This is a genomic window from Acinetobacter sp. YH12076, from assembly GCF_013419525.1.
Taxonomy (GTDB): domain Bacteria; phylum Pseudomonadota; class Gammaproteobacteria; order Pseudomonadales; family Moraxellaceae; genus Acinetobacter; species Acinetobacter amyesii.
This window is the reverse complement of the sequence record NZ_VOZY01000006.1, coordinates 72,653-97,314: the sequence shown is the minus strand read 5'-3', so window position 1 is coordinate 97,314 and position 24,662 is coordinate 72,653. Positions and strand designations below refer to the sequence as shown.

Genomic DNA, 24,662 nt, shown 5'->3' with positions numbered 1-24,662 from the left:
AATATGTTTTAATCTCAGTGATTTACACGGTTTTTATTGGATAAAACATGACTGAACCATTAAAACAAAAAATGTCAAAGCAAGAAGTCATTCGTCTTGAACGTGACCTCGCAAAATTTGCCAATATGATGGACTCCGTGGTTCGGATTCCATTTACTCGACAAGGGGTAGGTGCGGACGCAGCGTTGAGTACCATTCCCGTAGCTGGTGATATCGCAGGATTTGTCTTGACCTGTTATGCCGTCTATAAAGCCAAACAGATTGGCGTACCACAAGCCAAATTAAATGGTGTGATGAAACTCGCAGTTATAGATGCTGTCGTGGGGTTTATTCCTGTTGCAGGGACGATCTTTGATGTGTTTATTCGACCGAGCCGTAAAGCTTTAGATGTTGTACATACGCACATTCGTGAAGAATATCAAATCAGTACAGATCAACATGTGGTACATCCGTTTTTACATGAAAAAATAGAACAGAAACAACAGCAATCTGCTTTTTGGCGCAACCCTGTGGTTGCATGGATATGGATCCATATCCCAGATATACTCGGGATGATTTTCTTATTAGTCTTTATCTTTGCAATTTATATGGGTGGTTCATTGCTTTGGCAATGGTTAAAGGCCAATGGAGTATTGTAGATAGAAATGCCTTGTTGCTTGAACGCGATCACTGAGAGGCTATTCAATTGAAAGATCGTTCAGCTGAAAGATTATTGATAAGACAGTAAATGTTCGGAAAAAATTAGACGTAAAAAAGCCTCCATACGGAGGCTTTTTTACGACATACATTAGATGCTCGATTATGGGCAATCTAATTGTTGTAATGCCGCAACACGTTGTTCAATCGTTGGGTGTGTTTGGAACAAAGCAGCTAAACTGAAACCTTGTTCTTGACCCGCAGAAATTGCGAAGGCTTTCATTTCTTTTGGCATTTGATCTGGCATTTCAGATTCTGCTTGTAAACGTAACAGGGCAGAAATCATCGCTTGTTTACCTGCTAAACGCGCACCAGCTTCATCGGCACGGTATTCACGGTAGCGAGAGAACCACATCACAATGGCAGACGCTGCGATACCAAAAACAATATCTAATACAATCGTAATGACAAAATATGCAATACCCGGTGCTTCACCATCTTCACGACCAAAAACATTACGGTCAATGAAGTCACCTGCTACACGCGCAAAGAACATCACAAAAGCGTTGACTACACCTTGCACCAATGCAAGGGTTACCATATCACCATTGGCTACGTGACCAATTTCGTGAGCGAGTACGGCACGGAGCTCGTCTTTGTTCATACGCTCAAGTAGACCGGTAGAAACTGCTACTAAAGCATCATTTTTATTCCAGCCTGTTGCAAAGGCATTTGACTGGTACGATGGGAAAATACCCACTTCTGGCATTTTGATACCAGAACGTTGTGCCAGTTGCGCAACTTCGTTAAGTAACCATGCTTCAGCTTGGTTACGTGGTGCATTAGGGTCAATCAGCTCTGTACCCGTGGTTTTCTTCGCCATCCATTTTGACATGAATAGTGAGATCATTGAACCCACCATACCGAACACAAAACAGATTACGAGCAAGTTGCCTAAATTTAAGCCGCCTGCACCGTGGTAACTACCGACACCGAAGAGTGACAAGATTATGCCAGCTACAACCAGTACCGCGAGGTTGGTTAGCAAGAACAAACCAATCCGCATCATTGGGTAAATCCTCTTATTATAGAAAAATGATCTGATTTACAAATAAAAATCATTAAACTCAATATGAGGTGAAAGTCTTAAAATTTCAAGGAAAAATTAGTAAAACAGATGCAATTTTACAAAATCAGTGAATTTATTCATTGAAATAAATACGCGCTGAAGCAGACGCATTTGCTGTGGCAAATGAACCTGAAGGTGCGTCGGTAAAACTAGCATTGTCTGTTTGAATAATTTGACGTGCCGATGATTTAGCAACCGTAGGGGCAGCAGCATGATAATTATCCGAACTGGCAATAATCCGACCACTATTTGAAGCGATATTGGAATTGCTCGAACCTGATACACTTAAACTACCAGCATATAGGTTGTTGTAGCGGCTAGTGACACGGCGGACATAATCTTGTGTTTCGCGAAAAGGTGGGATACCACCATATTTTGCGACATTGCCTTCACCTGCGTTATAACCAGCTAAGGCAAGTGAGGTGTTACCATTAAAACGTTTCAGTAGCCAAGATAAATAGCGCGCACCAGCCATAATGTTCTGATGTGGATCATAAGCATTTGTTACATTGAAGCGACGTGCTGTGGCAGGCATGAGCTGCATTAAACCTTGAGCGCCAACAGGAGAACGAGCATTAGTGTTAAAGCCTGATTCGGTATGCATCACCGCTTTGATTAGACCTTCGGAAACACCATGTTGGGCCGCTGCTTGTTTAATAATATTGTCAAAGGCATTTTTATTCCTACTATAGCTGGGTAACACAGACGCTTCATTTGAGCCCCAGTTACTATAACTATGGATATTACTGTCCGGATAGTAGGTTTTTTTCTCAACTTTTAGATTGCTATAGCGGCCTTGTTTATTGGTCAGTAACGTTGTGCCATTACTTTCACGCAATTGATAAATCGTTTGGCCGGCAAAAATGTTTGGTGCTGCTAAACTGATAGCCACACTTCCACCTAATAACAGCCCCAAAGTCCAAGTAATGTTTTTCATTTTATTGTGAAGAAAAATTCTGTCCCCAAACAGTTAAAGAGAGTTTATCAAAAAAAAATTAGATGAAAAGGCTTCATAGACTGATTTCTTCTTTACTTTGTAAAAATCAAGTCATTTTGATGATTCAATAATCAAAAAAAATATTTATTTTTTTTTATTGATCTTAACTTGACACACTTAAGTCATTGATAATTAAATTTATTTAAATTGATCAAAAAATGATCAATTTAAATAAAAGCCTTAAAATAAGGGCGGCTCACCTTGTCAAGTCATTTAGAATCCACAAAGTTATCCACAGCTTTTGTGGACAACTGTGGAAAAGTCCAAAAGATAAGCATTTGGGCTAAAAAATGAACTGTACCGTATAGAATATTGCACTGAAGATTACGTGATCATGACAGTATTTCTACTTTTTTCGGAAATTACATTCTTTTGATGCGAGAAGTCTGCGAATCGGATAAAATTGCGCGGTATTTTTTTTTAGGTTTAACTCGTCTATGTTCTCGCCAGTTGAGTCCGAACAAGGATTTAATTTCAAACCAGAACTACCAACTAGCTCTGCGTATTATCGTTTATTGAAAAAGCTACGCCGTCAGGTCGGTCATGCTATTCGTGATTTTAAAATGATCGAAGAGGGTGACAAAGTGATGGTCTGTATTTCAGGCGGTAAAGACAGTTATACCTTGCTCGACATTTTGTTGCAGTTTAAGCGTATTGCGCCGATTAATTTTGATGTGGTTGCGGTCAACCTTGACCAAAAACAGCCGGGTTTCCCTGAAGACGTATTGCCACGTTATTTAGAAGAAAACAAAATTCCGTATTACATCTTAGAAAAAGATACTTACAGCATTACCAAACGTTTAACACCAGAAGGTAAAACGTACTGCGCAGTGTGCTCGCGTCTACGTCGTGGTTCGTTATACGGCTTTGCTCAAGAAATTGGGGCGACGAAAGTGGCTTTAGGTCATCACCGTGATGATATTTTGGCGACGTTCTTTTTGAACTTGTTCCATGGCGGCAGCTTAAAAGCCATGCCACCGAAATTATTGTCTTCTGACAAAAAGAACATTTTGATTCGTCCACTGGCTTATGTGGAAGAAAAAGACATTATCAAATATGCAGAAATGCGTAAGTTCCCAATTATCCCGTGTAATTTGTGTGGTTCTCAGGAAAACTTACAACGTGCGATGCTAAATGACATGCTGCGTACTTGGGATAAAGAATTTCCAAAACGTTTACACAGTATTTTTGGTGCGTTGCAAAATGTTTCGCCCTCACAACTGGCTGACCGTGAGTTATTCGACTTTGAAGCCTTGGATGAACAACGCGAATTTGACTTCAAAAATAGCGAAAGTTGTTCAACTGAAGAAGGTGAGCCTGAAAGCAAACGCATTAATATGGTGAACTTAGGGTTTATGGCAGATTAAGCCGAAAAACTTATCACGCAAAAGGCATTCTACGGAATGCCTTTTTTATGCTTATGATTTTTCTCATTTTGTTGTTAAACAGTTAAATATTGAACGGCGCGTACAAAAAACTTTAGCCTTTTCACAAATGATCATGCTATAACAAACCTCAAGCAAAATATGCTTGCACTGATGTTGTCCGGAACGGCAACACACACGAACAAAATAAATTGAGGAAAGATCATGCCTGCTTTTTTAACTGATGATTGGTTTTCAACTGTAGAAACTCTGACAGCTCAAGCTGGTGATTTAAACTTACCACCTGCATTGGCTAATCTTGCAATTAACCTTGTGGTTGCTGACGCTGCAGGCAATACTGAATTGTCATTAGACGGTGGTGCAATTAAAAAAGGTTTATCTTCAAATGCGAAAACAACTTTGAACATGGATGCTGAAACTTTACGTAAAGTATTCCTTGAGTTTGATATGGCTGCAGCGATGCAAGCGTTTATGACGGGCAAAATAAAAGTACAAGGTGATATGTCACAATTGATGGCATTGCAAACAGCAAAACCAAGTACTGAGCAAAAAGATTTATTCAAAAAAGTACTTGAGCAAACTGCTTAAGTCTAAAACGAAAAAAGCTTACCCGAAGGTAAGCTTTTTTTTGTGCGCTCACATGTAAATGTTAGGTGGACGCATATTAGATATTCACCAGTTGAGGTGTGGTTTTAATATGTTCCAAATACGCACGAATACGCGTGACATATTGCACAGCTTGACGATAACGACCATTGCTGGCCTTGTTACGGTCTAGATAAGCATATAAATTCACCCACTTATTTGGGTTTTTACCCTGAGATTGGATGCGCTTTTGAATCTGACTTACAGCACCAGGACCCATGTTATAAGCCACTAAGGCATACCAATTACGATCAGGGTACGGAATGTTACTATAACGGTTTAGCATTTGGTCATAGTACTTTGCACCACCTTGAATGCTTTGAGTCGCATCTGTACGGTTGCTCACACCCATGGCTTTTGCTGTACTGTTGGTCAGCATCATAATGCCACGAACACCCGTTGGGGATACCGAGTCAGGTTTGAGGTAAGACTCTTGATAACCAATCGCTGCCAATAAATGCCAGTCTAGATCGTATTGCTTGGCCGTGTTTTTAAAACTTGCCTTATAGATCGGCATACGTTTACTTAAATCACGTTGAATCACATTCCAAGAATCTTGTTTGACCACATTACGGTTGTAGAATGATGCCAACTGTCCAATTGCGCCATTTTGTTTGGCACGGCAAATAAAACCACTCGCGGTTTGGCTTAGTGGATCATCTGCATTTTTAAATACCCAGTTTAAGTTGCTGTTTAAACCATTCTTTTTTAAAGAAACGGTATCACCACAACTGGCTGAAAATGACGTCAAATGCTTGGCTTCAATGGTACTCATTTCGGCAGTGGTCATAGCAAAATTGGCTTGACCTTTGGCAACCATTTTTAAAGCAGTGGCATTGTCATTCACTGTTTTAAAATCTAATTGGACATTTAAACTTTCTGCATAGTTACGTGCAAGGTCGTAACCAAAACCATGTCGATGTTTACCATCCTGAAAAACAATGGCAGGATTGGCAACTGCAACAACAGTGAGTTTATTACTGTTGACGACAGCATCATATTGATGTGCTGTTTTGCTGGCATTAATACTGTGAAAAGGAATTAAGATAGTACTAAGTGCAAGCGCTTTAAATGGGAGAGAGTTAAAAGAGTTAAGGCAAAGCCTCGACCCAGAAGTTGAACTACTGTGCATGTTGTCTCCGCTACAAGTAATTTATGCCCTAAAAAGCAAAGGCAAACAGGCCTCAGACTTTTTCAAGTTTGATAAATTCAATAAGGGTTGGGCAGTCATGACGTCATTCAAAAATGACTAGGGGGTTTCGGGAAATATGTAGAAAATCTACACTGGATAAAAATTAAACAAGCCTAAAAGATGTGCGCATAATAATGAGCAAAAAAATACTTGTCAAATTTTGTACGAAAAAATATTAAAATATGTAACATAAACAATTGATTTTGTTTGGGAATAAATTTTATATACTTTGCCTGTGTAGAAATGGAGGATAAAATAGGCATGTTTTGTAAAAATCAGCACTTGCTCAAGGCCGAAAAATCATCATGAAATCTAACTTAATTACCCGTGGTGGACACGATTTATTGGTCGCTGAACTTCAACATTTATGGCATGAAGAGCGACCTGAAATTACCAAAAAAGTGAACTGGGCCGCTAGTCTTGGAGATCGTTCGGAAAACGCAGATTATCAATATAATAAGCAATTATTACGCAAAATTGATCGACGTGTACGCTACTTGGGAAAACGTTTGGAAGAGCTTCGTATTATCGATTACTCACCCGAACAAAAAGGGAAAGTCTATTTTGGGGCATGGGTTGATATTGAAAATGAAGACGGCGAACACAAAACGCTAAGAATCGTGGGGGTAGATGAAATTTATGATCATCATCCGCAACATATCTCAATTGATTCACCTATGGCTCGGGCACTCTTATCCAAGCAAGTGGATGATGAAGTCGAAGTCCTAACCCCGCTAGGAAAAAAATGTTGGTATATCAATTCAATTCGTTATGAAATGGGCGAAAGCACTGAAAGACAGTAAACTGCTCTTATTTTGTTCAATTGGACGTGTTTTTTACAAAATAATTTGCCATTGCTGAATTTTATTTATATGATGGCGGCCATGGAAGCGTGGCAGAGCGGTTTAATGCACCGGTCTTGAAAACCGACGAGGGCGCGAGTCCTCCGTGAGTTCGAATCTCACCGCTTCCGCCAAATTCAAAAACCCTGATGTTTTTAGCATCAGGGTTTTTTTATGTGCGTAAATTGAGGTAATGCAATTAGCCTTGACCTCAATTCAATAAATTTTGATTGAGCTTCTATTTTTCAGCTCGAAGCCAAAATTTTACAATCGCCTAAATTTTGTATGAACGATTCGCCAAGTGTTCAAAATAAGGCAAAATAATTTGCCAATCTGAATTTTTATTTATATGATAGCGGCCATGGAAGCGTGGCAGAGCGGTTTAATGCACCGGTCTTGAAAACCGACGAGGGCGCGAGTCCTCCGTGAGTTCGAATCTCACCGCTTCCGCCATATTCAAAAACCCCAATGTTTTACATTGGGGTTTTTTTATTGCCTAAATTTTTGAATAGTTTTTTTCTACAGGCGAAGTTGATATACAGTATGAATATGACATGCTATTAATTATTCACAATAAACAGAAAACATAATTAATCGATTTAGAAAAGGAATTCATCCATGCAGAAACCAGAGCTTATTCATGAACTGGAATGGCAAGCGCGTTGTCAATTGGCGGCACTGTATCGCTTGGTGGCTTATTATAAAATGACCGACTTAATTGATACCCATATCAGCCTACGTTTAAGTCATGAACCGGAGCATTTTTTGATTAATCGTTATGGTGTGACCTTTGACAAAATGACAGCTTCTGATTTGGTCAAAATTGATCATGAAGGAAAAATTATTGAAACTTATGATGCAGGGAAGATGGTGAATGTCGCCGGCTTTGTAATTCATTCGGCCTTACATCATGCGCGTGCAAATATTAATTGTGTGATTCATACGCATACTGCAGATGGCGTGGCAGTTTCTGCGCAGGAACATGGATTATTGCCAATCTCACAACATGCGTTAAAGTTCTATCAGAACATTGCTTATCATGAATATGAGGGTATTGCCTTTTCAACTGAAGAGCGTGAAAGACTGGTACAAGATATGGGGCATTATCGTTGCATGATTTTACGCAATCACGGCTTGCTTGCGACTGGAGAGAGTGTGGCACGGGCATTTCATGAAATTTACTTTTTAGAACGGGCTTGTCAAATTCAAGTAAAAGCGTTGTCGAGTGCTACATTGCATTATCCGAGTCCGAAGGTTTGTGAACATACGTTGCAGCAGTTTGAAAATCCGATGGCCGAGCCCATTATTCAAGCGGCTTGGCAGGCGGCCTTGTCTTTAATTGTAGATCAGCAGTCAGATTATTGTCGTTAATATAATTTTCTATCATTTAGCTTATAAAAAAATGGCGCTATGCTTTATGTGCAGAAGAATAGTCATGGCATGAGCAACGCGTTATCATGTTCGTAGTGGAATTATGAGATGAACTATGAAAATCGTTGCAGATGAAAATCTGGCATTTACTGAGTATTTTTTTACCGAATTTGGTGAAATAAAGCAAGCGGCAGGTCGAACATTGACCCATGCAGATGTCAAAGAAGCCGATGCATTATTGGTACGATCAGTGACTCAGGTAAATGCAGAATTAATTCAACAGACCGCACTCAAATTTGTCGGTAGTGCTACGATTGGAACAGATCATTTAGATATTACCGCTCTAGAAAAGCAGGGCATTGCTTGGTCAAATGCCGCAGGTTGTAATGCACAAGCGGTTGCTGAATATGTGATTACTGCATTGCTCTACGTTAAACCTGAATTGTTGAATGCAAATGAACAATTTACCTTGGGCATCGTTGGCTTAGGTAATGTCGGTTCACGTTTAGCCGTCATGGCAGAATTATTCGGTTGGAATGTCATTGGCTATGATCCATTTGTGCAATCTGATCAGGTGAAACAAGTTGAATTTGCAGAACTGTTAAAAAATGCAGATGCGATTAGTATCCATGTGCCACTAACTAAAGTGGGGGAATATCCAACCTGTCATTTAATTAATGCTGCTGCACTTGCCGCTATGAAGCCTTCAGCGATTTTGATTAATTCCGCGCGTGGGCCAGTGGTCGAAGAAGCTGCCTTAATTGCCGATATTCAACAGACTCAGCGTAAAGTGGTCTTAGATGTTTTTGAACATGAGCCAGAGATTTCAGCAGCGTTGTTGGATTTAATTTACGTGGTGACACCCCATATTGCGGGCTATAGCTTGGAAGGTAAAGCACGTGGCACACAGATGATCTATGAAGCATTCTGTCAAACTTTCAATCAACCGATAAATAGAGCTTTTGAAAGTCAGTTGCCCGTCTGTGAGCAGTATTTTACTGGTGCTGACTTTAAGACGGTATTACAGCGTTATTTAAAAGATATTTATGATATCGCTCGTGATGATGCAAACTTACGTGCTTGCCTAAAAGACGGCAAGGTGGATCAAAAAGCCTTTGATTATTTACGTAAAACCTATCCTTTACGCCGTGAATGGGCTGCGCATGGAGGCCCAGCAGCATGAGTCAGATGAACTTTCAGCCGAGTTGTGAACTCACTGCACTTCGTGCACGTGCCACGATGTATGCTCAAATTCGCCAGTTTTTTGCTGCACGTGATGTGCTTGAAGTGGAAACACCTGTGCTTTCACAAGCGGGTGTCACCGATGTGCATTTAGCATCGGTACAAGCTCAGCGTCATGTGAATGGTCAAAAGCAAACGCATTATTTGCAAACTTCACCTGAATTTGCCATGAAGCGTCTGTTGGCAAGTGGCAGTGGGCCTATCTACCAAATCTGTAAAGTTTTCCGTGATGATGAACATGGACGTAAACACAATAGTGAATTTACCATGTTGGAATGGTACCGTCCGGGTTTTAGCTTAAAAGACTTGATGTTTGAAGTGACGGATTTATTGAATGAAACCTTGAAACAACGCTTTGGTGAAATTCGTCCGACTATTTTGAGCTATAAGCATGCCTTTATGGATCGTTTGGATTTGAACCCGTTACAAGCTTCTTTACAAGATCTAAAAGATTGCTGTCGTCGTGTGGGGCTAAGCTTAGATTTGGGTGAAGACCGTTTAGGCTATATCGATTTATTGTTTTCGCATTATGTTGAGCCGAGCCTCGGTTTTGATACGCCAGTGTTCCTTACAGATTTTCCACCGGAAATGGCTTCTTTGGCGAAAACCCGTGTGGACGAAGATGAGGAATTGGTTGCAGCACGATTTGAGCTGTATATCGAAGGTTTAGAGTTAGCGAATGCTTATGATGAACTGATTGATGCGGATGTTTTACGCAGTCGTTTTGAGGCAGATAATGCAGAGCGCGCTAAACTTGGGTTGCATGTGATGCCGATTGATGAATATTTGCTTGCTGCATTACCGCATATGAGCGAGTGTGCAGGTATAGCCTTAGGTATTGATCGATTGCTAATGGTGGCTATGAATCAGCTAAAGCTTGAAAAAGTCATTAGTTTTCCAGCAGCTGTGTCATAAGTGAACTGAATAGCTGCTGTCTATAAATGCTTATACATTTTAGACAGCAGCATAGCTTTCAAATTTAAAAAGGCCTATCAACGTATAGATTGTGATTTAGCGATAATATGTCTAAATATTTATAAAAGATGCAATTTAATTACAGCAGAGTAGCTCAAATTTTATATAAATTATCAATGTCACAATAATAAAAAGAGTAATAAAGGCTATTTCAAGACCTTTATTTCTTTGAATTTTTTTATGATAGAAAACAATGCTGAGTGGGGAAAGAAAAAAGGAGACAATTATCGCCCACAGCCAGTTTAAATTTGGGCTTCTATCAATACTCCCGTCATTCTGTGTAGTCCAGTCTTGATGTGGATGAATAAAATCCACAGCAGCGCTCGCCAATAGAAAAATATTAATATAAAACATAACTCCCAAAACTATATAAAAAGGAATAGAGCTTATAAATGAACGCTTAATTATTAAGGAGCCTAAGGCTAACATTCCAAAAAATATCATGATGAGCTGTGGCAAACTTTTTAAAAGGGTTTGGGTAAAGCCCATCCCTACTAGGAGTGCGCAAAAGACAATAGCAATCAATATATTGGAAAGTTGTTTCTTCATTATTTTTATTCTTTTTACCAGTCTTAAATTGGGTTGAGTATCAGTATTTAATTTTCAGAGATGACACTAGATTATTTCAATTTTTCATTTATTTCAAAATACTTCGGCAGGCTTAACAGCAATGATGAAAGTCAATCCTCTCATTTCTGAGAGGATTTATTTTAAGCTGTAGGCGTGTTATGGCCGAGTTCATGCTTGAATTGTCCGATAGCTTCAATTCGTTTCTGAATCAACATTTCACCAATATCAGGGCCTTTCACATCTGAAGGTAAGTCAGAAGCCTTAATATTACGAACCACCTGCATGGCATCTAAAACGTATTTAGCTTGCGGATAGGCACGATCCTCTAAACCTAAGCGACCACGTGAATCACATTCACAGGCTTGTACAAAGGCCTCTACGCGTTCAGGACGGCGTAGCACATCCATACGTTGTAACAGGCGCCACAAGGTACCCGGTTTTAAACTCAAGGCTTGATGGCATTTTAAATGTTCTTTACACACTGAGATAGCCAATTGTTTGGTATTGGTGGGAACACGCATACGGTCACAGACATCAGTAACTGGTTTTACACCACGCTCTTCATGCATGATATGGCGCGGTAACTCATCTACTGGAGTAAGTGCTTTGCCTAAGTCGTGTACCAGTACAGCAAAACGAACATCCAAAGAATAATTTGCACGACACGCTTGTTGTAGCGACATCATGGTATGAATGCCACAGTCTATTTCAGGATGATATTCAGGACGCTGTGGAATACCGTATAACGCATCAATTTCAGGGAACAAGACTTTTAAAGCGCCACAGGCTCTTAATACCTCAAAATATTCATCTGCGTGGTCTTCCATTAAGGCACGAGACGTTTCCTTCCATACACGTTCAGGTGTAAGGGCTTCAAGCTCACCCGATTGAGCAAGCTCTTGCATCAGTTCCAGTGTTTCATCAGCCACTTTAAAACCTAAAGCTTTATAACGTGCCGCAAAACGTGCAATCCGCAGAACTCGCAAAGGATCTTCGACGAAGGCATCAGAAACATGGCGAAGGACACGCTGTTCTAGATCACGTTGACCGCCATAGGGGTCATAGACATTACCTGCATCATCCATAGCAATCGCATTGATCGTGAGGTCACGTCGAATGAGATCTTGTTCGAGTGTGACATTGACGTCGGTATAAAATTCAAAGCCATGATACCCATGTCCAGACTTACGTTCTGTACGGGCTAAGGCATATTCGTCTTTGGTCTCTGGATGAAGAAAAACAGGGAAATCTTTACCCACAGGTTGATAACCTTGAGCAAGTAATTGTTCCGGCGTTGCACCGACAACGACATAATCTTTTTCGTGATAGGGGTGCCCGAGCAAGTGATCTCGAACTGCACCGCCTACTAAATAAACTTGCATGAAAAAACCTCTATTCTTAGAGCAATCATGCTACAGAACAGAGGTTTTCTCAAGTCACAAAGTGTGTTCAGGTCAACTAAATTAGAGCGCTAATTTTTCGTTTTCTTGAATCTCTGCAACAGTTAATGCAGTCATATTCACTAAACGGCGAGTTGTCGCTGTTGGTGTTAAAATATGAACAGGTTTTGCAGCACCCAAAAGGATTGGGCCAATCGTCACGTTACTACCTGAAGTTGATTTCAACAAGTTGAACGAAATGTTCGCTGCATCTAGATTAGGCATAATCAGCAAGTTCGCAGAACCTTTGAAACGTGAGTTCGGGTATGCGAAATGACGAATATTTTCATCTAATGCGGCATCACCATGCATTTCACCTTCAACTTCAAGCTCAGGTGCAATTTCTGACAAAATATCATAAACCTTACGCATTTTTTGTGCGCTAGGATCATTTTGGTCAGAACCAAAACTTGAGTGAGAAAGCAATGCTACACGCGGTGTAATACCAAAACGGCGTACTTCTTCAGCCGCTAAAATAGTCATTTCAGCAAGTTGTTCAGCTGTTGGATTACGGTTAATGTAAGTATCAGCAATAAACAAGTTACGATCTTCAAGCATCAATGCATTCAGCGTGAAGAAGTTATTGCGGCCTTCTTTTAACCCAATCACATTGCTGACAAAGTCTAAGTGAATGTCATAGCTAGAATAAGTACCACATAACATACCGTCAGCTACACCATGACGAACCAGCATTGCCGCGATAAGTGTTGAACGACGACGTGCTTCACGCTGAGCGTATTCAGGCGTTACACCTTTACGCTGCATGATGCTGTAGTAATCATTTGCAAACTTATCGTAATCAGGGTTTTTCTCTTGATCGACGATAGTGATGTTCACGCCGTCTTCAAGACGTAGACCTAATTTTTTGATGTTTGCTTCAATGACTGCAGGACGGCCTACAAGAATTGGTTTTGCTAAACCTTCATCAACAGCAATTTGTACTGCGCGAAGTACACGTAAATCTTCACCTTCAGCATATGCAATACGTTTTGGATCAGTTTTCGCTTGCGCAAAAATTGGTTTCATCATGAATGCAGAGTTATAAACAAACTCAGACAAACGTTGACGATACGCAGAGAAGTCTTGAATTGGACGAGTTGCAACACCTGAATCCATCGCTGCTTGCGCAATAGCAGGTGCAATTTCAAGAATCAAACGTTGATCTAATGGGCGCGGAATGAGGTAATCACGACCAAATGAAGCAGATTTTTCACCATATGATGCAGCATCAGCTTCGACATGTGCCATGCGAGCAATCGCATGTACACAAGCAATCTTCATCTCTTCATTAATTGTGGTTGCACCAACATCTAGTGCGCCACGGAAGATATACGGGAAGCAGAGCGCATTGTTCACTTGGTTTGGATAGTCTGAACGACCAGTTGCCATAATCACGTCTGGACGTGCTTCATGTGCGTGTTCAGGAAGAATTTCAGGGTCAGGGTTAGCAAGGGCAAAGATGATCGGATCTTTCGCCATGACTTTAACCATTTCTTTGGTCAAAATACCTGCTGCAGAAAGACCAAGGAACATGTCCGCACCTTCCATTACATCAGCAAGCTGAGAGCCTTCGATGTCTTGAACGTATGCCTTTTTCGACTCATCCAAGCCTTCACGTTTAGTCGTCAATAAACCGCGTGAATCTGCCACAACGATGTTTTCTTTTTTCACGCCAAGTGCGCAAAGTAAGTTCAAACATGAAAGGGCAGCAGCACCTGCGCCAGAAGCGACAATTTTGATTTCTTCAATTTTTTTGCCATTGAGTTGAAGTGCATTCAGTAATGCAGAACCCACAATGATCGATGTACCGTGTTGGTCATCATGGAACACAGGAATATTCATGCGTTCACGAAGTTTTTGCTCGATGTAGAAACACTCTGGGGCCTTGATGTCTTCAAGGTTGATACCACCGAAAGTTGGTTCTAATGCTGCAACGATATCTACGATTTTGTCTGGATCGTTTTCAGCAATTTCAATGTCAAAAACATCAACACCAGCGAATTTTTTGAATAGAACGCCTTTACCTTCCATAACAGGTTTTGACGCTAAAGGACCAATGTTACCTAAGCCCAGTACGGCTGTACCGTTACTGACTACAGCAACAAGATTACCGCGCGCTGTGTAAAGTGCAGCAGTAGATGGGTCGCGTTCAATTTCTAAACAAGGTGCAGCGACACCTGGCGAGTATGCGAGGGCTAAATCGTGTTGGTTGACCAATTGTTTGCTTGGTGTAACGCTGATTTTCCCCGGAGTTGGAAATTCGTGATAATACAAAGCCTGCTGTTTTAAAGATTGATCGTCCATCTGTATCTCGATTGTGTTTTGTTTATCCAATATAAAGCTGCAATGCTTGCTTTATCCGCTTGAATATAACATTAGTTGCACAGTTGGGACAGTCGAAGTCGCGTCTTTTTCAGACAATCTTATAGCTCAGGCATAGTGACTTATATTAAGTAAGTATAAGCAGGCGAAGAGATATTATTTTCAAGGAACACGGTTGCCTCTTCTTGTGGCAGTGGCTTAGAGAAAAAATAGCCTTGAGCAATGTCACATTCTAAGTCTTGTAGATACTGTAACTGCTGTTCAGTTTCAATCCCTTCAGCGACTACCGTCATGCCCATCGCTTTACCCATGGCAATCATGGCACTAACGATGGCCAATTGTTTATTTTCACCAATTTTAGAGATAAAACTGCGATCTATTTTTAAAATATCAATTGGAAAATCAGCCAGATAGGATAGAGATGAGTAGCCAGTGCCAAAATCATCAAGTGAAATATTGATTTTACGTTTTTTTATTTCGTTTAATAGTTCACGTACTGAATCTAGATTTTCGACCAAAGAAGATTCTGTAATTTCCAGTTCCAGACTGGCACCATCAATTTGATTGGCATCAATCGCTTCATCGAGATCATTTAATAATTGTCCACGGCGCAGTTGCTGCGCAACAATATTGACGGATACACAAATATTTTGATAACCCAAATTATTCCAAAAGCGAATTTGCTGCGCGGTTTTTTGCAGGACAAAACGCCCGATATCGGAAATTAAACTGGTTTGTTCTGCTAAAGGAATAAATAAGCCCGGTGGTATTAAGCCTTTTTCAGGATGATTCCAGCGCACCAAGGCTTCAAAACCGTAAATATTTTTATCACGGAAATTGATCTTCGGTTGGTAATACACCACCAGCTCATTATTTTGAATGGCTTTACGCAAGTCGCGTTCCAAGAAGATTCCTTGCTCTAATAATGCGGTATTTTCATTGGAATAATAACGTGTAGTATTGCCTCCCAAATTTTTGGCTTCGCTCAGCGCTTGTTCAGCACAGTTATTTAGATAATCTAGCTGACGGCCATGCTCAGGGTAGAACGCTACACCCATAGATAAGGTGATGACATGATCTTGGCCAAAAATATTAAATGGAATGCTAAAGGCTTTATTGATGCGTTCACAATGCTCTTGCACAGAAGGGCGGATGTGTGAAATTTCATACACAATCGCAAAATCATCGCCATTTAAATGTGAAACAAACAGAGCTTCGGCATTGGTCAGACGCAAACGCTGTGCGACTTGGCGTAACAGTTCGTCACCACCGTTATTGCTGAGATATTCATTTAATGGACGGAAACGGTCGATGTTTAAACGAATGACAGCCAACTGTTTAATCGAATCTTGCTGTGAAACTAAATATTGATGCAGTTGATAGTTGTAATAAAAACGGTTCGGTAAATCCGTTAAGGTGTCATAGTTTTCTAAATAAGATAATCGTTGTTCTTGCAATTTACGTTCGGTTAAATCTGAGACAATTCCAATATAATGGGTGACGCGATTTTGATCATCAGTAATCGCATTAATATGCATCCACAGCGTCAGTTCTTTACCTGAAAGAAATTTTTCGTGCAATTCACCATCATACTCACCAATTTTCAGCACTTGTTTAATGATCGAGTAGTGCATACTGCGTTGAATTGATTTGTAATTTGCAGTGATATCAAAAAGATGTTTACCAATAATTTGGTCGTAGTTAAAGCCGGTTAATTGTTCGTAAAACGGATTGACTTCGATATAGCACAGCTCTTCATTTAAAATGAAAATCCCTTCAGCAGCTTGTTCGAGTACACTGGCTGCAAGTTTTAAACGTTCCTGAGATGTCCGTTCTTGATGGATATCACGTCGAATACCGACCATGCGCAATGGCTTACGATTATTTGGATCGCGTTGAATGACCCGTCCAATATCATGTACCCAACTCCATTTTCCTTGACTGTTTTGAATCCGATAGGTGGCCTCATAACGGTCTTTAAATCCACGTAGATGTTGAATCATCGCTGATTTAAAATGTGGGATATCATCAGGATGGATCACATGTTGTAACTGTTGCTGATGCTCTTTCGAATGTCTAAGGGTTTTTTCTTGCTTATAGTTGGTGACAACGATTTTACGGTCTTTGATGTTCCAATCCCAAGGACGTAAACCGGCGATTTCATGCGCAAGGACTAAATTGGCTTGTTGGTTTTCTAAATCCTTGTTCATTTGCTCAATGTCGAAGGTCCGCTCTTTAACTTTCTGTTCAAGGATTTGGTTGCCCAGTTGTAGCTGTAATTCGATGTCTCGTGATTTGTTGACTTCATCTTGGAGCTGCTGACACAGTTCATCAGTCCATTTGACTTGTTGCTTGGCACTATCGACCAGTAGGTTATTTTTAGCATGTAAAGTCGATACACGACGATGAATTCGATATGACGTCATGGCGCACATTAGAATCACAATGAGCCCAAAATTAATACTCAGGCTAAATAAGTGATTTGAACCATCTAAGAAAAAGAACTGTGCAATCAGATAGGGCACGATAGACGGGATAAAGGCTAAACAGAAATAATTAAGTTTTTGCGTCAAATAGGTCAAACCAAAGGTTTGCGTCACGATCAAGAGTAGGGCAGAGAGTGTCAGGGCTTGAATTGGTTCAAAGCTTTGATTGGTCGCAGGTAAATAATAAAAAATTAAAAAAATACCGCTCGCAATCAGTGTGCCGACAGAAAAACACTGAAATTGTAGCCAACGATGCGCAATCATCAGTGAATATTGTTCAGGTTTAAAATAAACGGTGCTGATCAGCCAGCATAAACTGACAAAAACTTCGGTAAAAATAAACCAAATATTAAAATACAAAGATGGCGATTGATAAAAAATTTGATATATCGAAAAAATATATAAGCAAATAATCAGGATACTGACTAAAAAATAGCGGCTATGGCGAATCGTGTTCGCAATTTGAGCAGTATGATTGTACTGCTTGATATATTCATCTTGTTTATACGTCATGAATATAAAAACCCTGCCTTAACTAAATCTAGATCGTTGTATTTGTATTGTTCCTGAGAGTATTTGTTTATTCTTGGTAACAAATCATTTGTTTTTATTGACTCTAGGGTAATTGCGTTACAAATAAAAAGCAATATCAAGGATGCCATCATTGATGCTTTCAGATGAACTATCGAGTAAAAATTAAATAAATTTATAATTTATAATTTAAAATTGAAAGTGCAACTACAGGTGCAGTTTCTGTGCGAAGGACACGTTCACCGATACACCAGTTCACGAAACCTTTCTCATTTGCTGCGCTGATCTCTGCTTCGCTCAAGCCACCTTCAGGGCCAATCAGTAAGGCAACGTGCGGGTCAGCATCAGCTAATACATCAACTTCATCTTTATTGGGTGCGAGCACCAATTTTGTTGTCGGTAGGTCACTTTCCAACCATTTTTCAAGGGAAAGAGGCGGAAGTACTTTAGGAACAATGTTGAGTCCACACTGTTCGCAAGCAGCAATAGCGATGCCTTGCCAATGGTCAAGTTTCTTTTGATCACGATCGTACTTCAAACGCATCTCACAACGTTCTGAAGTGAGTAGTTGAATTTCAGAAACACCGAGTTCCACCGCTTTTTGAATCGCATAATCCATGCGGTCGCCTTTGCTCATCACTTGACCCAATAGTACCGTAAAATGTGGTGTGCGATTGCTTGGATTGAATTGCAAAACTTGGACGGCAGCCGACTTTTTAGCGATTTCAATCAATTCAACATGGTATTCGCCACCTTGCCCATTGAACAAAGTAGCAGTTTCGCCCACTTGAGCACGTAAAACTTTTACCCAGTGATGAAACACTGTTTCCGTTAATTCAACAGTCGTATCAACAGTTAAATCAGCTTCAATATAAAAACGTGGCATTAAAGTTTTACTCTCAAATAGGTCGAAATGTCTTATGCAAGACCGAGGTCTTTCACAAGTTGGCGTGTAGGGTCAGTGGTGTTCATGGTATAGAAGTGCAAGCTTGGCGCACCACCAGCAATCAGGCGTTCGCAAAGTTTTACAATCACTTCATGACCAAAGGCTCTGATTGACGCTGTGTCGTCGCCATAAGTCGCAAGCTGTTTGCGAATCCAACGTGGAATTTCTGCACCTGTACCATCAGCAAAGCGAATTAAATTACTTGCATTGGTAATAGGCATAATGCCTGGAGCGACAGGAATGTTCACGCCTTCTTTTTGAATGCGCTCTACAAAGTAGAAGTATGCATCTGGGTTAAAGAAGAACTGTGTCAAAGCTGCATTTGCGCCCGCATTGGCTTTATCGCAGAAACGTTTGATGTCGAGATCAAAACTGTCTGCTTGAGGATGCATTTCAGGATAAGCTGCAACTTCAATTTTGAAGTGATCGCCTGTATGTTCACGGATGAAACGTACAAGGTCAGTTGCATAAGGCAATTCGCCTAAGCCCACTTGACCAGACGGCAAGTCGCCGCGCAGCGCAACAATACGGTCAATGCCTTGCGATTTATACAAATCCAGCAATTCAGCAATACGTGCTTTGCTATCACCAATACAAGACAGGTGAGGGGCAACCGGTGTGCCTTTACCGTTGAAATCATTCAATGTAGACAAAGTGCGTTCACGGGTAGAACCGCCTGCACCATATGTTACAGAGAAAAATTCAGGATTTAATAATTGAAGTTCTTGGTGTACAACTTTAAGTTTTTCCGCGCCCGCATCAGTTTTGGTCGGGAAAAACTCAAAGGAAATAGGAATCTGTTTTGACATGTTCAAATCCTTTTTTATAAATACTTTTATTTAAAAAAAATCCCCTCATCCTAACCTTCTCCCAGAGGGAGAAGGGACTTCCATTATGAAAGTAATAGTGATTTGGAGTTAACATCAAATTTGCTTTCACAATGAAGAGTTCCCTCTCCTTTTAGGAGAGGGTTAGGGAGAGGTATTTATAAAACTTAGTATTTATAAGCCTCAGCTTTGAACGGGCCTTCAACTTGAACACCGAGGTAATCCGCTTGTTCTTGTGTCAAAGTCGTCAATACGCCGCCGAAACCTGCAACCATTGCAGCAGCAACTTCTTCGTCTAATTTCTTAGGAATAAGTTCTACGCGGATCGCCGCTTGTTTTTGATCTTCAGGAAGATCAGCAAATTTTTCAGCGAATAGGTGCATTTGACCCAATACTTGGTTGGCAAAAGAACCATCCATAATACGTGAAGGGTGACCGGTTGCATTACCAAGGTTCACCAAACGGCCTTCTGAAAGAAGAATAAGGTAATCATTTTCATTTTCTGAACGATACACTTGGTGAACTTGTGGCTTAACTTCAACCCACTTATAACCACGTAAGTAATTTGTGTCGATTTCAGTATCGAAATGACCGATGTTACAAACTACAGCGCCCGCTTTTAATGAATCAAGCATTGCAGCGTCACATACGTGGTAGTTACCAGTTGTTGTTACGATCAAGTCAGTATTTTGAAGAAGATCAAGGTTGATGTCTTCTTTCTTACCCGTTTGAATGCCATTTTTATACGGAGCAACAACTTCGAAACCGTCCATGCATGCTTGCATTGCACAGATAGGGTCAACTTCAGTGACACGTACAATCATACCTTCTTGACGAAGTGATTGAGCAGAACCTTTACCTACGTCACCATAACCGATTACAAGTGCACGGCGGCCAGATAAAAGCATATCTGTACCACGTTTGATGGCATCGTTTAGTGAGTGACGGCAGCCGTATTTGTTGTCGTTTTTAGACTTAGTGACAGAGTCATTTACGTTAATCGCTGGAACTTTTAAAGTACCGTCGCGGTGCATTTCGTAAAGACGTTGAACACCTGTAGTGGTTTCTTCTGTAATACCGTGGATTTTAGCAATCACTTCAGGATATTTTTCGTGAACAAGCGCAGTTAAGTCACCGCCATCGTCCAGAATCATGTTGGCATCCCAAGGTGTACCGTTCACATTGATTTGCTGTTCAAGACACCACATGTATTCTTCTTCAGTTTCGCCTTTCCAAGCAAATACAGGAATACCCGCAGCAGCGATTGCAGCAGCAGCGTGGTCTTGAGTAGAGAAGATGTTGCAAGAAGTCCAGCGAACTTCTGCACCTAATTCAACTAGAGTTTCAATTAAAACTGCAGTTTGAATGGTCATGTGGATACAGCCAAGGATTTTCGCACCAGCAAGCGGTTTAGCCGCTGCATAGCGTTTGCGAAGACCCATTAGGGCTGGCATTTCGGCTTCTGCAAGTTTGATTTCTTTACGGCCGTAGTCAGCTAGTGAAATATCGGCAACTTTATAATCTGTAAATGAAGCATTAACCGCGTTCATCACGATCTCCTTAATAAAAACAATTGATCATTCAGTTCGCGGATGCCGTTGTTGATTGGAACGAGTGTCCAACCGAATCGTCGAGCCTAGCGATCTTATATTTAGTGCCTATAAGAAAGTCGCAGCATCCCTCGACTAGGGCAGTATTGTACTTGGAAATAGAGTGAGTTCCAATCAAAAATTGGTTAATATGTAGATGAATAATCTGATAATAAAAAGATAATAACGTACATATCATGAATATATTAAAATTTAATATTTTCCTAGTTTTACTCGTATCTTCACAAGCTGTCTCAGCAAGGCGAGGCGACTTTTCACCACAAGATATTTTTTTTCTGCCTTTAATTTTGATTGGGGTTTTATCCTTATTTAAATTTTCAGGCTTTATTGAAAATTATACGAAAGGCTTAAATTTAACCCTTAGAGTAGTCATAAAAGCAGTGAGTTTTATTATTTTGATTGGCATCATTGCCCTTATAATTATCGGGATAGGGCTAATTTATGAGTATATTCCTGAAAAATGGTCGATGATATTCTAGTGCAATTTTAAATATAAAAAATTGGAAGCTAATAATGAAAAAATTAACTGCATTCATATGCTTGTGTTTTTCAGCACTAACATATGCCAACGATTCAACAGGCTATGTGGCAACAGGCGGTGTGCAATACCTGAAAAATAAAGATATTCAAATGCTCAGTGAAGACCTGTTTATTAGTAAAAAAATCATCAAGGTCGATTACCAGTTCAAAAATTTAAGCAATAAAGATGTGACTGAAACGGTCTTATTTCCGCTGCCAAAAGTTGAAAACTTCTTTGAATCTGATTTTGCCAATACTGAAAAATTGCTAAAAAGTTTTAAAGTTCAGGTGAATGGAAAAACGATTCAGCCAGAAATGCATGTGCGCACTTTTATTCAAAAAGATGAAAAAACAGCCCCGATTGATATGACGGAGAGTTTTAAGCAATGCGGGTTTACGGAAAAAGACATGCTGAATCCGTGGAGCAGGCAAGATGATGAATATGAAACATTCGAGACAAAGCTCAGAAACTGTAAAAATGCAGAGCTGCAAAAAGTATTGCCCAATGATTCGAGTGAAGTCATTTCATGGTCATCTCAGGTAATTTACAGCTGGAAGCAAACCTTTAAAGCCAAAGCATTTACTCGCGTACAGCATCAATATGCACCGCTGGTGGGTGGCTCTGTGGCGTTATATCCAGATGAGTATAATCAACAATTTTGTATGGATAAAAACTTTAAGGTAGGACTCAGAAAGGCCAAATCACAGCATGGACCATTTCAAGCTTTGGGTTATATCTTAAAAACAGGTGCCAATTGGGCAAAACCTATTCAAGATTTTAAGCTGACTATTGAGCGGGATGCTAACGAACTGGTTTCATTTTGCTGGGCAGGTAAAGTGAAGAAAATCAGCGCTACGCAGTTTCAAATGGTTGAAAAGAATTTTGTACCGAAACAAGATTTGGACATTATTTTTGTGAGTAAACGTCCGTCATAAGACACAATCCAGCAAGAGATATAACCAAAGTAATGAGCCTAGAAAAATTTAAATCATATGCTGCATATTTCTTGGGAATGTGTGCCTGTTTATATGGTTGTTATACTTTTTTCTATGAAAATGACAAATGGCATTTGTTGCTGTTTTCAATAATGTTGTACGGCTTACTGTATGCAGTATTTAGATTTATCAGCAAAAAATCATGGAGCTGGTTGTGTCATGGCCTCAGTTTTATTGTTTTGTATAGCACTGTTTTAGCCATATTTTTTAGTTCAAGTTTTTTACAAATTAAAGAATTTCAACTGACTCATCCCAACTGGATTTTGGCAGATCAGGTTCAGATTAATCAAGTTGAAATTGATGATTATAGGCACAGGCGTTCACTGCAATATGCGTATACGCGAGCGCAATACCAATACATGCTGAATGAGCAAATAAGTACAGGTGTTGCAGATAAACTTGACCCGCAATATATGCTTTGGTTTCTTGAAACGTCGCAGGATTTAAAAGTCAGAGCAGCACTCAAAACTGAGCATGCAATACATCAGCAGCAGTATTCAGTGTATGTAAATACTCAAAATCCGAATCAATCACGATTTTTTCTTAACCAAGACTATTTTGAACTTCGTAATTCAGGGTTTGCATGGCTGATTTACGGCCTTCAAATGCTGTCCTTGGTTTTAGTTCTTATCGTTGTCATTTTGCTGTGGGATGCCTTTTCTGATTCGAAAGAATCTAAGACCGCTAAAAAAAGTAAGACTAAGCCTAAGGCAAAGGTGTAAAAAGCTAAACCTGGTATGGAGTAAACATCTTCGTCCTAAAAAACTTCTGCACTAGGGATAAATTTTTTTTGATGCGGCATAACTATGTTTATAAAAATTGCCGTACAAATCGCGCTGATTTGTTTATTATCACTGCAGATTTAAGTTGTGAGTTCTTATTATGTCTTTGGAAATGCCTGAAGAATTAGCCAATCTTGAAGCCAATGGCGGCATTTTTGCAGTATGGATGCTGTTGCAGCACTTAGGTATAGATGCAGACATTCAGCAGCTCATCGAAGTTTGCGCTTATGAAGCTGACCATGGCACAACAACCATTGGTTTAGCTGTAGGACTGAAAAAGTTTGGTTTTCAAGTCAAGTTTTACACAGAGCATGATCCTGAGCTGCAGGACAGTGAAAAACGCAGTTATGCAGAAGCAGACCAATTGGAACTGCCTATATTGCCCGCAATTGGCTATGCACAAATTCAGCAGGCTTTAGAACAAAATCAGTTTGTGATTGTGTATTACGATACTCTAGAGGGTGTGGGGAACCATTCTTTGGTGTATGACATTGACGAAACAGAGATCAGTTTTTTTGACAGCTTTGAAGCCATGCCAGCAGACGTATTTGAACAGCAGCGTGGGGCAGAGGGCATTTGCCGACAAGTCATTACGGTGGATGTAAATGACTATATGGCGAGCTGAGCCATTTTGTTAAAAGTAAAAAGCCCATCATGAGATGGGCTTTATTTTTTAGAAAATAATTGGATTACTGCTCAGCCACATTGGCTTTTTCATTCCAAAAATCTGCTTTTTCTTCATCAGCGTCGATGCCTAAGCCATTGGCATAAATAAAAGCCAAATCACGCATGGCCTGAACTTCACCTAATTTTGCAGATTGTTCAACCAGTTCAATGGATTTAGCGACATCTTTTTCCACCACATCGCCGCGACGGTAAAAATTGGCGAGTTCTAAAATTGCAGCAGGATGGTCATGTTTTGCCGCTTGTTCTAACCAGCGGTGCGCATGCTCAAAATAGGTTTTAGATTCTTCAGGATCTTCTTCGAGCATGTCTTTGGCATAGACTGCATAGCCTTCACCCAGCCAATACATTGCTTCTACATGACCTAACTGAGCTGCTTTGAGTGCCCATTCTTCAGCAAGTTCAACATGCTCATCATTTTCACTTTGCATATAAATTTCAGCCAGTTCAAATTGAGCATCTTTATTGCCTGCCATAGCGCGGTTATATAAAGCAGGAGAGATTGAAAGTTCAGACATGTGTAATCCAAAAGAGCA

At 40.2% G+C, this 24,662-nt stretch carries 22 protein-coding genes and 2 tRNA genes; 13 read left to right on the top strand and 11 right to left on the bottom strand.

What is annotated here, in order from left to right:
* The first annotated feature begins 47 nt into the window (after positions 1 to 47).
* Positions 48 to 638: a DUF4112 domain-containing protein gene (locus FTU22_RS07420; RefSeq protein ID WP_180093735.1), complete on the top strand. Its 591-nt coding sequence runs from the start codon at positions 48 to 50 to the stop codon at positions 636 to 638.
* 161 nt (positions 639 to 799) lie between these two features.
* On the opposite strand, the gene htpX is transcribed toward FTU22_RS07420, so the two are convergent.
* Positions 800 to 1,705, bottom strand: a complete 906-nt coding sequence (gene htpX, locus FTU22_RS07415) for a protease HtpX (RefSeq protein WP_078192146.1) — start codon at positions 1,703 to 1,705, stop codon at positions 800 to 802.
* Between the two features lie 133 nt (positions 1,706 to 1,838).
* Entirely contained in the window at positions 1,839 to 2,702 is an 864-nt protein-coding gene (locus FTU22_RS07410) for a lytic transglycosylase domain-containing protein (protein ID WP_111883899.1), read from the bottom strand.
* 497 nt (positions 2,703 to 3,199) lie between these two features.
* On the opposite strand from FTU22_RS07410, the gene ttcA reads away from it, so the two are divergent.
* Both ttcA and FTU22_RS07400 read left to right on the top strand, forming a co-directional pair.
* Positions 3,200 to 4,129: a tRNA 2-thiocytidine(32) synthetase TtcA gene (ttcA, locus tag FTU22_RS07405; RefSeq protein ID WP_078190435.1), complete on the top strand. Its 930-nt coding sequence runs from the start codon at positions 3,200 to 3,202 to the stop codon at positions 4,127 to 4,129.
* A gap of 222 nt (positions 4,130 to 4,351) precedes the next feature.
* Positions 4,352 to 4,735 (top strand): SCP2 sterol-binding domain-containing protein, encoded by a 384-nt coding sequence (locus FTU22_RS07400; protein ID WP_078190434.1) that lies wholly within the window; start codon positions 4,352 to 4,354, stop codon positions 4,733 to 4,735.
* A 76-nt stretch (positions 4,736 to 4,811) separates the two neighbouring features.
* Here FTU22_RS07400 and FTU22_RS07395 read toward each other — a convergent pair whose 3' ends face one another.
* Complete coding sequence (locus FTU22_RS07395) at positions 4,812 to 5,924, bottom strand: transglycosylase SLT domain-containing protein (protein ID WP_078192143.1); 1,113 nt, start codon at positions 5,922 to 5,924, stop codon at positions 4,812 to 4,814.
* 365 nt (positions 5,925 to 6,289) lie between these two features.
* Here FTU22_RS07395 and greB point away from each other — a divergent pair, with 365 nt between their 5' ends.
* The 6 genes from greB (at position 6,290) to epmA (ending at position 10,354) form a co-directional block, all read left to right on the top strand.
* A complete protein-coding gene (gene greB, locus FTU22_RS07390) occupies positions 6,290 to 6,787 on the top strand; it encodes a transcription elongation factor GreB (RefSeq protein WP_180093733.1) in 498 nt (165 codons plus the stop codon).
* 83 nt (positions 6,788 to 6,870) lie between these two features.
* Positions 6,871 to 6,960 (top strand) — tRNA-Ser (locus tag FTU22_RS07385).
* A gap of 229 nt (positions 6,961 to 7,189) precedes the next feature.
* A tRNA-Ser gene (locus FTU22_RS07380) sits at positions 7,190 to 7,279 on the top strand.
* A 165-nt stretch (positions 7,280 to 7,444) separates the two neighbouring features.
* Positions 7,445 to 8,197 carry a class II aldolase/adducin family protein gene (locus FTU22_RS07375; RefSeq protein WP_180093731.1) on the top strand — a complete coding sequence of 251 codons (753 nt, stop codon included), beginning with the start codon at positions 7,445 to 7,447 and terminating at the stop codon, positions 8,195 to 8,197.
* A 115-nt stretch (positions 8,198 to 8,312) separates the two neighbouring features.
* Positions 8,313 to 9,380, top strand: a complete 1,068-nt coding sequence (locus FTU22_RS07370; protein ID WP_180093729.1) for a 4-phosphoerythronate dehydrogenase — start codon at positions 8,313 to 8,315, stop codon at positions 9,378 to 9,380.
* A gap of 5 nt (positions 9,381 to 9,385) precedes the next feature.
* Entirely contained in the window at positions 9,386 to 10,354 is a 969-nt protein-coding gene (epmA, locus tag FTU22_RS07365; RefSeq protein ID WP_373886221.1) for an EF-P lysine aminoacylase EpmA, read from the top strand.
* 135 nt (positions 10,355 to 10,489) lie between these two features.
* Here epmA and FTU22_RS07360 read toward each other — a convergent pair whose 3' ends face one another.
* The 7 genes from FTU22_RS07360 to ahcY all read right to left on the bottom strand — a co-directional run bounded on the left by FTU22_RS07360 (position 10,490) and on the right by ahcY (position 21,085).
* On the bottom strand, positions 10,490 to 10,963 hold the full coding sequence (locus FTU22_RS07360; RefSeq protein WP_180093725.1) for a hypothetical protein: 474 nt from the start codon (positions 10,961 to 10,963) through the stop codon (positions 10,490 to 10,492).
* Between the two features lie 161 nt (positions 10,964 to 11,124).
* The gene (locus FTU22_RS07355) at positions 11,125 to 12,366 is read right to left on the bottom strand and encodes a multifunctional CCA addition/repair protein (RefSeq protein ID WP_180093723.1); all 1,242 of its coding nucleotides are present in this window, start codon (positions 12,364 to 12,366) and stop codon (positions 11,125 to 11,127) included.
* An 81-nt stretch (positions 12,367 to 12,447) separates the two neighbouring features.
* The gene (locus tag FTU22_RS07350) at positions 12,448 to 14,727 is read right to left on the bottom strand and encodes an NADP-dependent malic enzyme (RefSeq protein ID WP_180093722.1); all 2,280 of its coding nucleotides are present in this window, start codon (positions 14,725 to 14,727) and stop codon (positions 12,448 to 12,450) included.
* Between the two features lie 140 nt (positions 14,728 to 14,867).
* Entirely contained in the window at positions 14,868 to 17,744 is a 2,877-nt protein-coding gene (locus tag FTU22_RS07345; protein WP_180093721.1) for an EAL domain-containing protein, read from the bottom strand.
* A gap of 193 nt (positions 17,745 to 17,937) precedes the next feature.
* Entirely contained in the window at positions 17,938 to 18,648 is a 711-nt protein-coding gene (locus tag FTU22_RS07340) for a 16S rRNA (uracil(1498)-N(3))-methyltransferase (RefSeq protein WP_180093720.1), read from the bottom strand.
* A gap of 32 nt (positions 18,649 to 18,680) precedes the next feature.
* Entirely contained in the window at positions 18,681 to 19,517 is an 837-nt protein-coding gene (gene metF / locus FTU22_RS07335) for a methylenetetrahydrofolate reductase [NAD(P)H] (RefSeq protein WP_180093719.1), read from the bottom strand.
* A 185-nt stretch (positions 19,518 to 19,702) separates the two neighbouring features.
* Positions 19,703 to 21,085 (bottom strand): adenosylhomocysteinase, encoded by a 1,383-nt coding sequence (ahcY, locus tag FTU22_RS07330; protein ID WP_078192086.1) that lies wholly within the window; start codon positions 21,083 to 21,085, stop codon positions 19,703 to 19,705.
* 236 nt (positions 21,086 to 21,321) lie between these two features.
* On the opposite strand from ahcY, the gene FTU22_RS07325 reads away from it, so the two are divergent.
* The 4 genes from FTU22_RS07325 to FTU22_RS07310 all read left to right on the top strand — a co-directional run bounded on the left by FTU22_RS07325 (position 21,322) and on the right by FTU22_RS07310 (position 24,067).
* Entirely contained in the window at positions 21,322 to 21,624 is a 303-nt protein-coding gene (locus FTU22_RS07325) for a hypothetical protein (protein ID WP_180093718.1), read from the top strand.
* A gap of 34 nt (positions 21,625 to 21,658) precedes the next feature.
* Positions 21,659 to 22,600, top strand: a complete 942-nt coding sequence (locus FTU22_RS07320; RefSeq protein WP_180093717.1) for a DUF4424 family protein — start codon at positions 21,659 to 21,661, stop codon at positions 22,598 to 22,600.
* 152 nt (positions 22,601 to 22,752) lie between these two features.
* The gene (locus FTU22_RS07315) at positions 22,753 to 23,382 is read left to right on the top strand and encodes a hypothetical protein (RefSeq protein WP_180093716.1); all 630 of its coding nucleotides are present in this window, start codon (positions 22,753 to 22,755) and stop codon (positions 23,380 to 23,382) included.
* Positions 23,383 to 23,542: 160 nt separating this feature from the next.
* A complete protein-coding gene (locus FTU22_RS07310) occupies positions 23,543 to 24,067 on the top strand; it encodes a cysteine peptidase family C39 domain-containing protein (RefSeq protein ID WP_180093714.1) in 525 nt (174 codons plus the stop codon).
* Between the two features lie 64 nt (positions 24,068 to 24,131).
* Here the strand turns inward: FTU22_RS07310 and FTU22_RS07305 are convergent, their stop codons facing one another.
* Positions 24,132 to 24,644, bottom strand: coding sequence for a tetratricopeptide repeat protein (locus tag FTU22_RS07305; protein ID WP_180003360.1), 513 nt, complete (start codon positions 24,642 to 24,644; stop codon positions 24,132 to 24,134).
* Between the last annotated feature and the right edge of the window lie 18 nt (positions 24,645 to 24,662).

Bases quoted from the DNA above. Each gene is read 5' to 3' on its own strand.
- epmA (WP_373886221.1), top strand. From the start codon at position 9,386: ATGAACTTTCAGCCGAGTTGTGAACTCACTGCACTTCGTGCACGTGCC.
- FTU22_RS07420 (WP_180093735.1), top strand. From the start codon at position 48: ATGACTGAACCATTAAAACAAAAAATGTCAAAGCAAGAAGTCATTCGT.
- FTU22_RS07370 (WP_180093729.1), top strand. From the start codon at position 8,313: ATGAAAATCGTTGCAGATGAAAATCTGGCATTTACTGAGTATTTTTTT.
- ahcY (WP_078192086.1), bottom strand. From the start codon at position 21,085: ATGAACGCGGTTAATGCTTCATTTACAGATTATAAAGTTGCCGATATT.
- FTU22_RS07345 (WP_180093721.1), bottom strand. From the start codon at position 17,744: ATGACGTATAAACAAGATGAATATATCAAGCAGTACAATCATACTGCT.
- FTU22_RS07340 (WP_180093720.1), bottom strand. From the start codon at position 18,648: ATGCCACGTTTTTATATTGAAGCTGATTTAACTGTTGATACGACTGTT.
- greB (WP_180093733.1), top strand. From the start codon at position 6,290: ATGAAATCTAACTTAATTACCCGTGGTGGACACGATTTATTGGTCGCT.
- FTU22_RS07320 (WP_180093717.1), top strand. From the start codon at position 21,659: ATGAAAAAATTAACTGCATTCATATGCTTGTGTTTTTCAGCACTAACA.
- metF (WP_180093719.1), bottom strand. From the start codon at position 19,517: ATGTCAAAACAGATTCCTATTTCCTTTGAGTTTTTCCCGACCAAAACT.
- FTU22_RS07410 (WP_111883899.1), bottom strand. From the start codon at position 2,702: ATGAAAAACATTACTTGGACTTTGGGGCTGTTATTAGGTGGAAGTGTG.
- FTU22_RS07315 (WP_180093716.1), top strand. From the start codon at position 22,753: ATGTTGTACGGCTTACTGTATGCAGTATTTAGATTTATCAGCAAAAAA.
- ttcA (WP_078190435.1), top strand. From the start codon at position 3,200: ATGTTCTCGCCAGTTGAGTCCGAACAAGGATTTAATTTCAAACCAGAA.
- FTU22_RS07395 (WP_078192143.1), bottom strand. From the start codon at position 5,924: ATGCACAGTAGTTCAACTTCTGGGTCGAGGCTTTGCCTTAACTCTTTT.
- FTU22_RS07375 (WP_180093731.1), top strand. From the start codon at position 7,445: ATGCAGAAACCAGAGCTTATTCATGAACTGGAATGGCAAGCGCGTTGT.
- FTU22_RS07310 (WP_180093714.1), top strand. From the start codon at position 23,543: ATGTCTTTGGAAATGCCTGAAGAATTAGCCAATCTTGAAGCCAATGGC.
- htpX (WP_078192146.1), bottom strand. From the start codon at position 1,705: ATGATGCGGATTGGTTTGTTCTTGCTAACCAACCTCGCGGTACTGGTT.
- FTU22_RS07355 (WP_180093723.1), bottom strand. From the start codon at position 12,366: ATGCAAGTTTATTTAGTAGGCGGTGCAGTTCGAGATCACTTGCTCGGG.
- FTU22_RS07305 (WP_180003360.1), bottom strand. From the start codon at position 24,644: ATGTCTGAACTTTCAATCTCTCCTGCTTTATATAACCGCGCTATGGCA.
- FTU22_RS07400 (WP_078190434.1), top strand. From the start codon at position 4,352: ATGCCTGCTTTTTTAACTGATGATTGGTTTTCAACTGTAGAAACTCTG.
- FTU22_RS07350 (WP_180093722.1), bottom strand. From the start codon at position 14,727: ATGGACGATCAATCTTTAAAACAGCAGGCTTTGTATTATCACGAATTT.
- FTU22_RS07360 (WP_180093725.1), bottom strand. From the start codon at position 10,963: ATGAAGAAACAACTTTCCAATATATTGATTGCTATTGTCTTTTGCGCA.
- FTU22_RS07325 (WP_180093718.1), top strand. From the start codon at position 21,322: ATGAATATATTAAAATTTAATATTTTCCTAGTTTTACTCGTATCTTCA.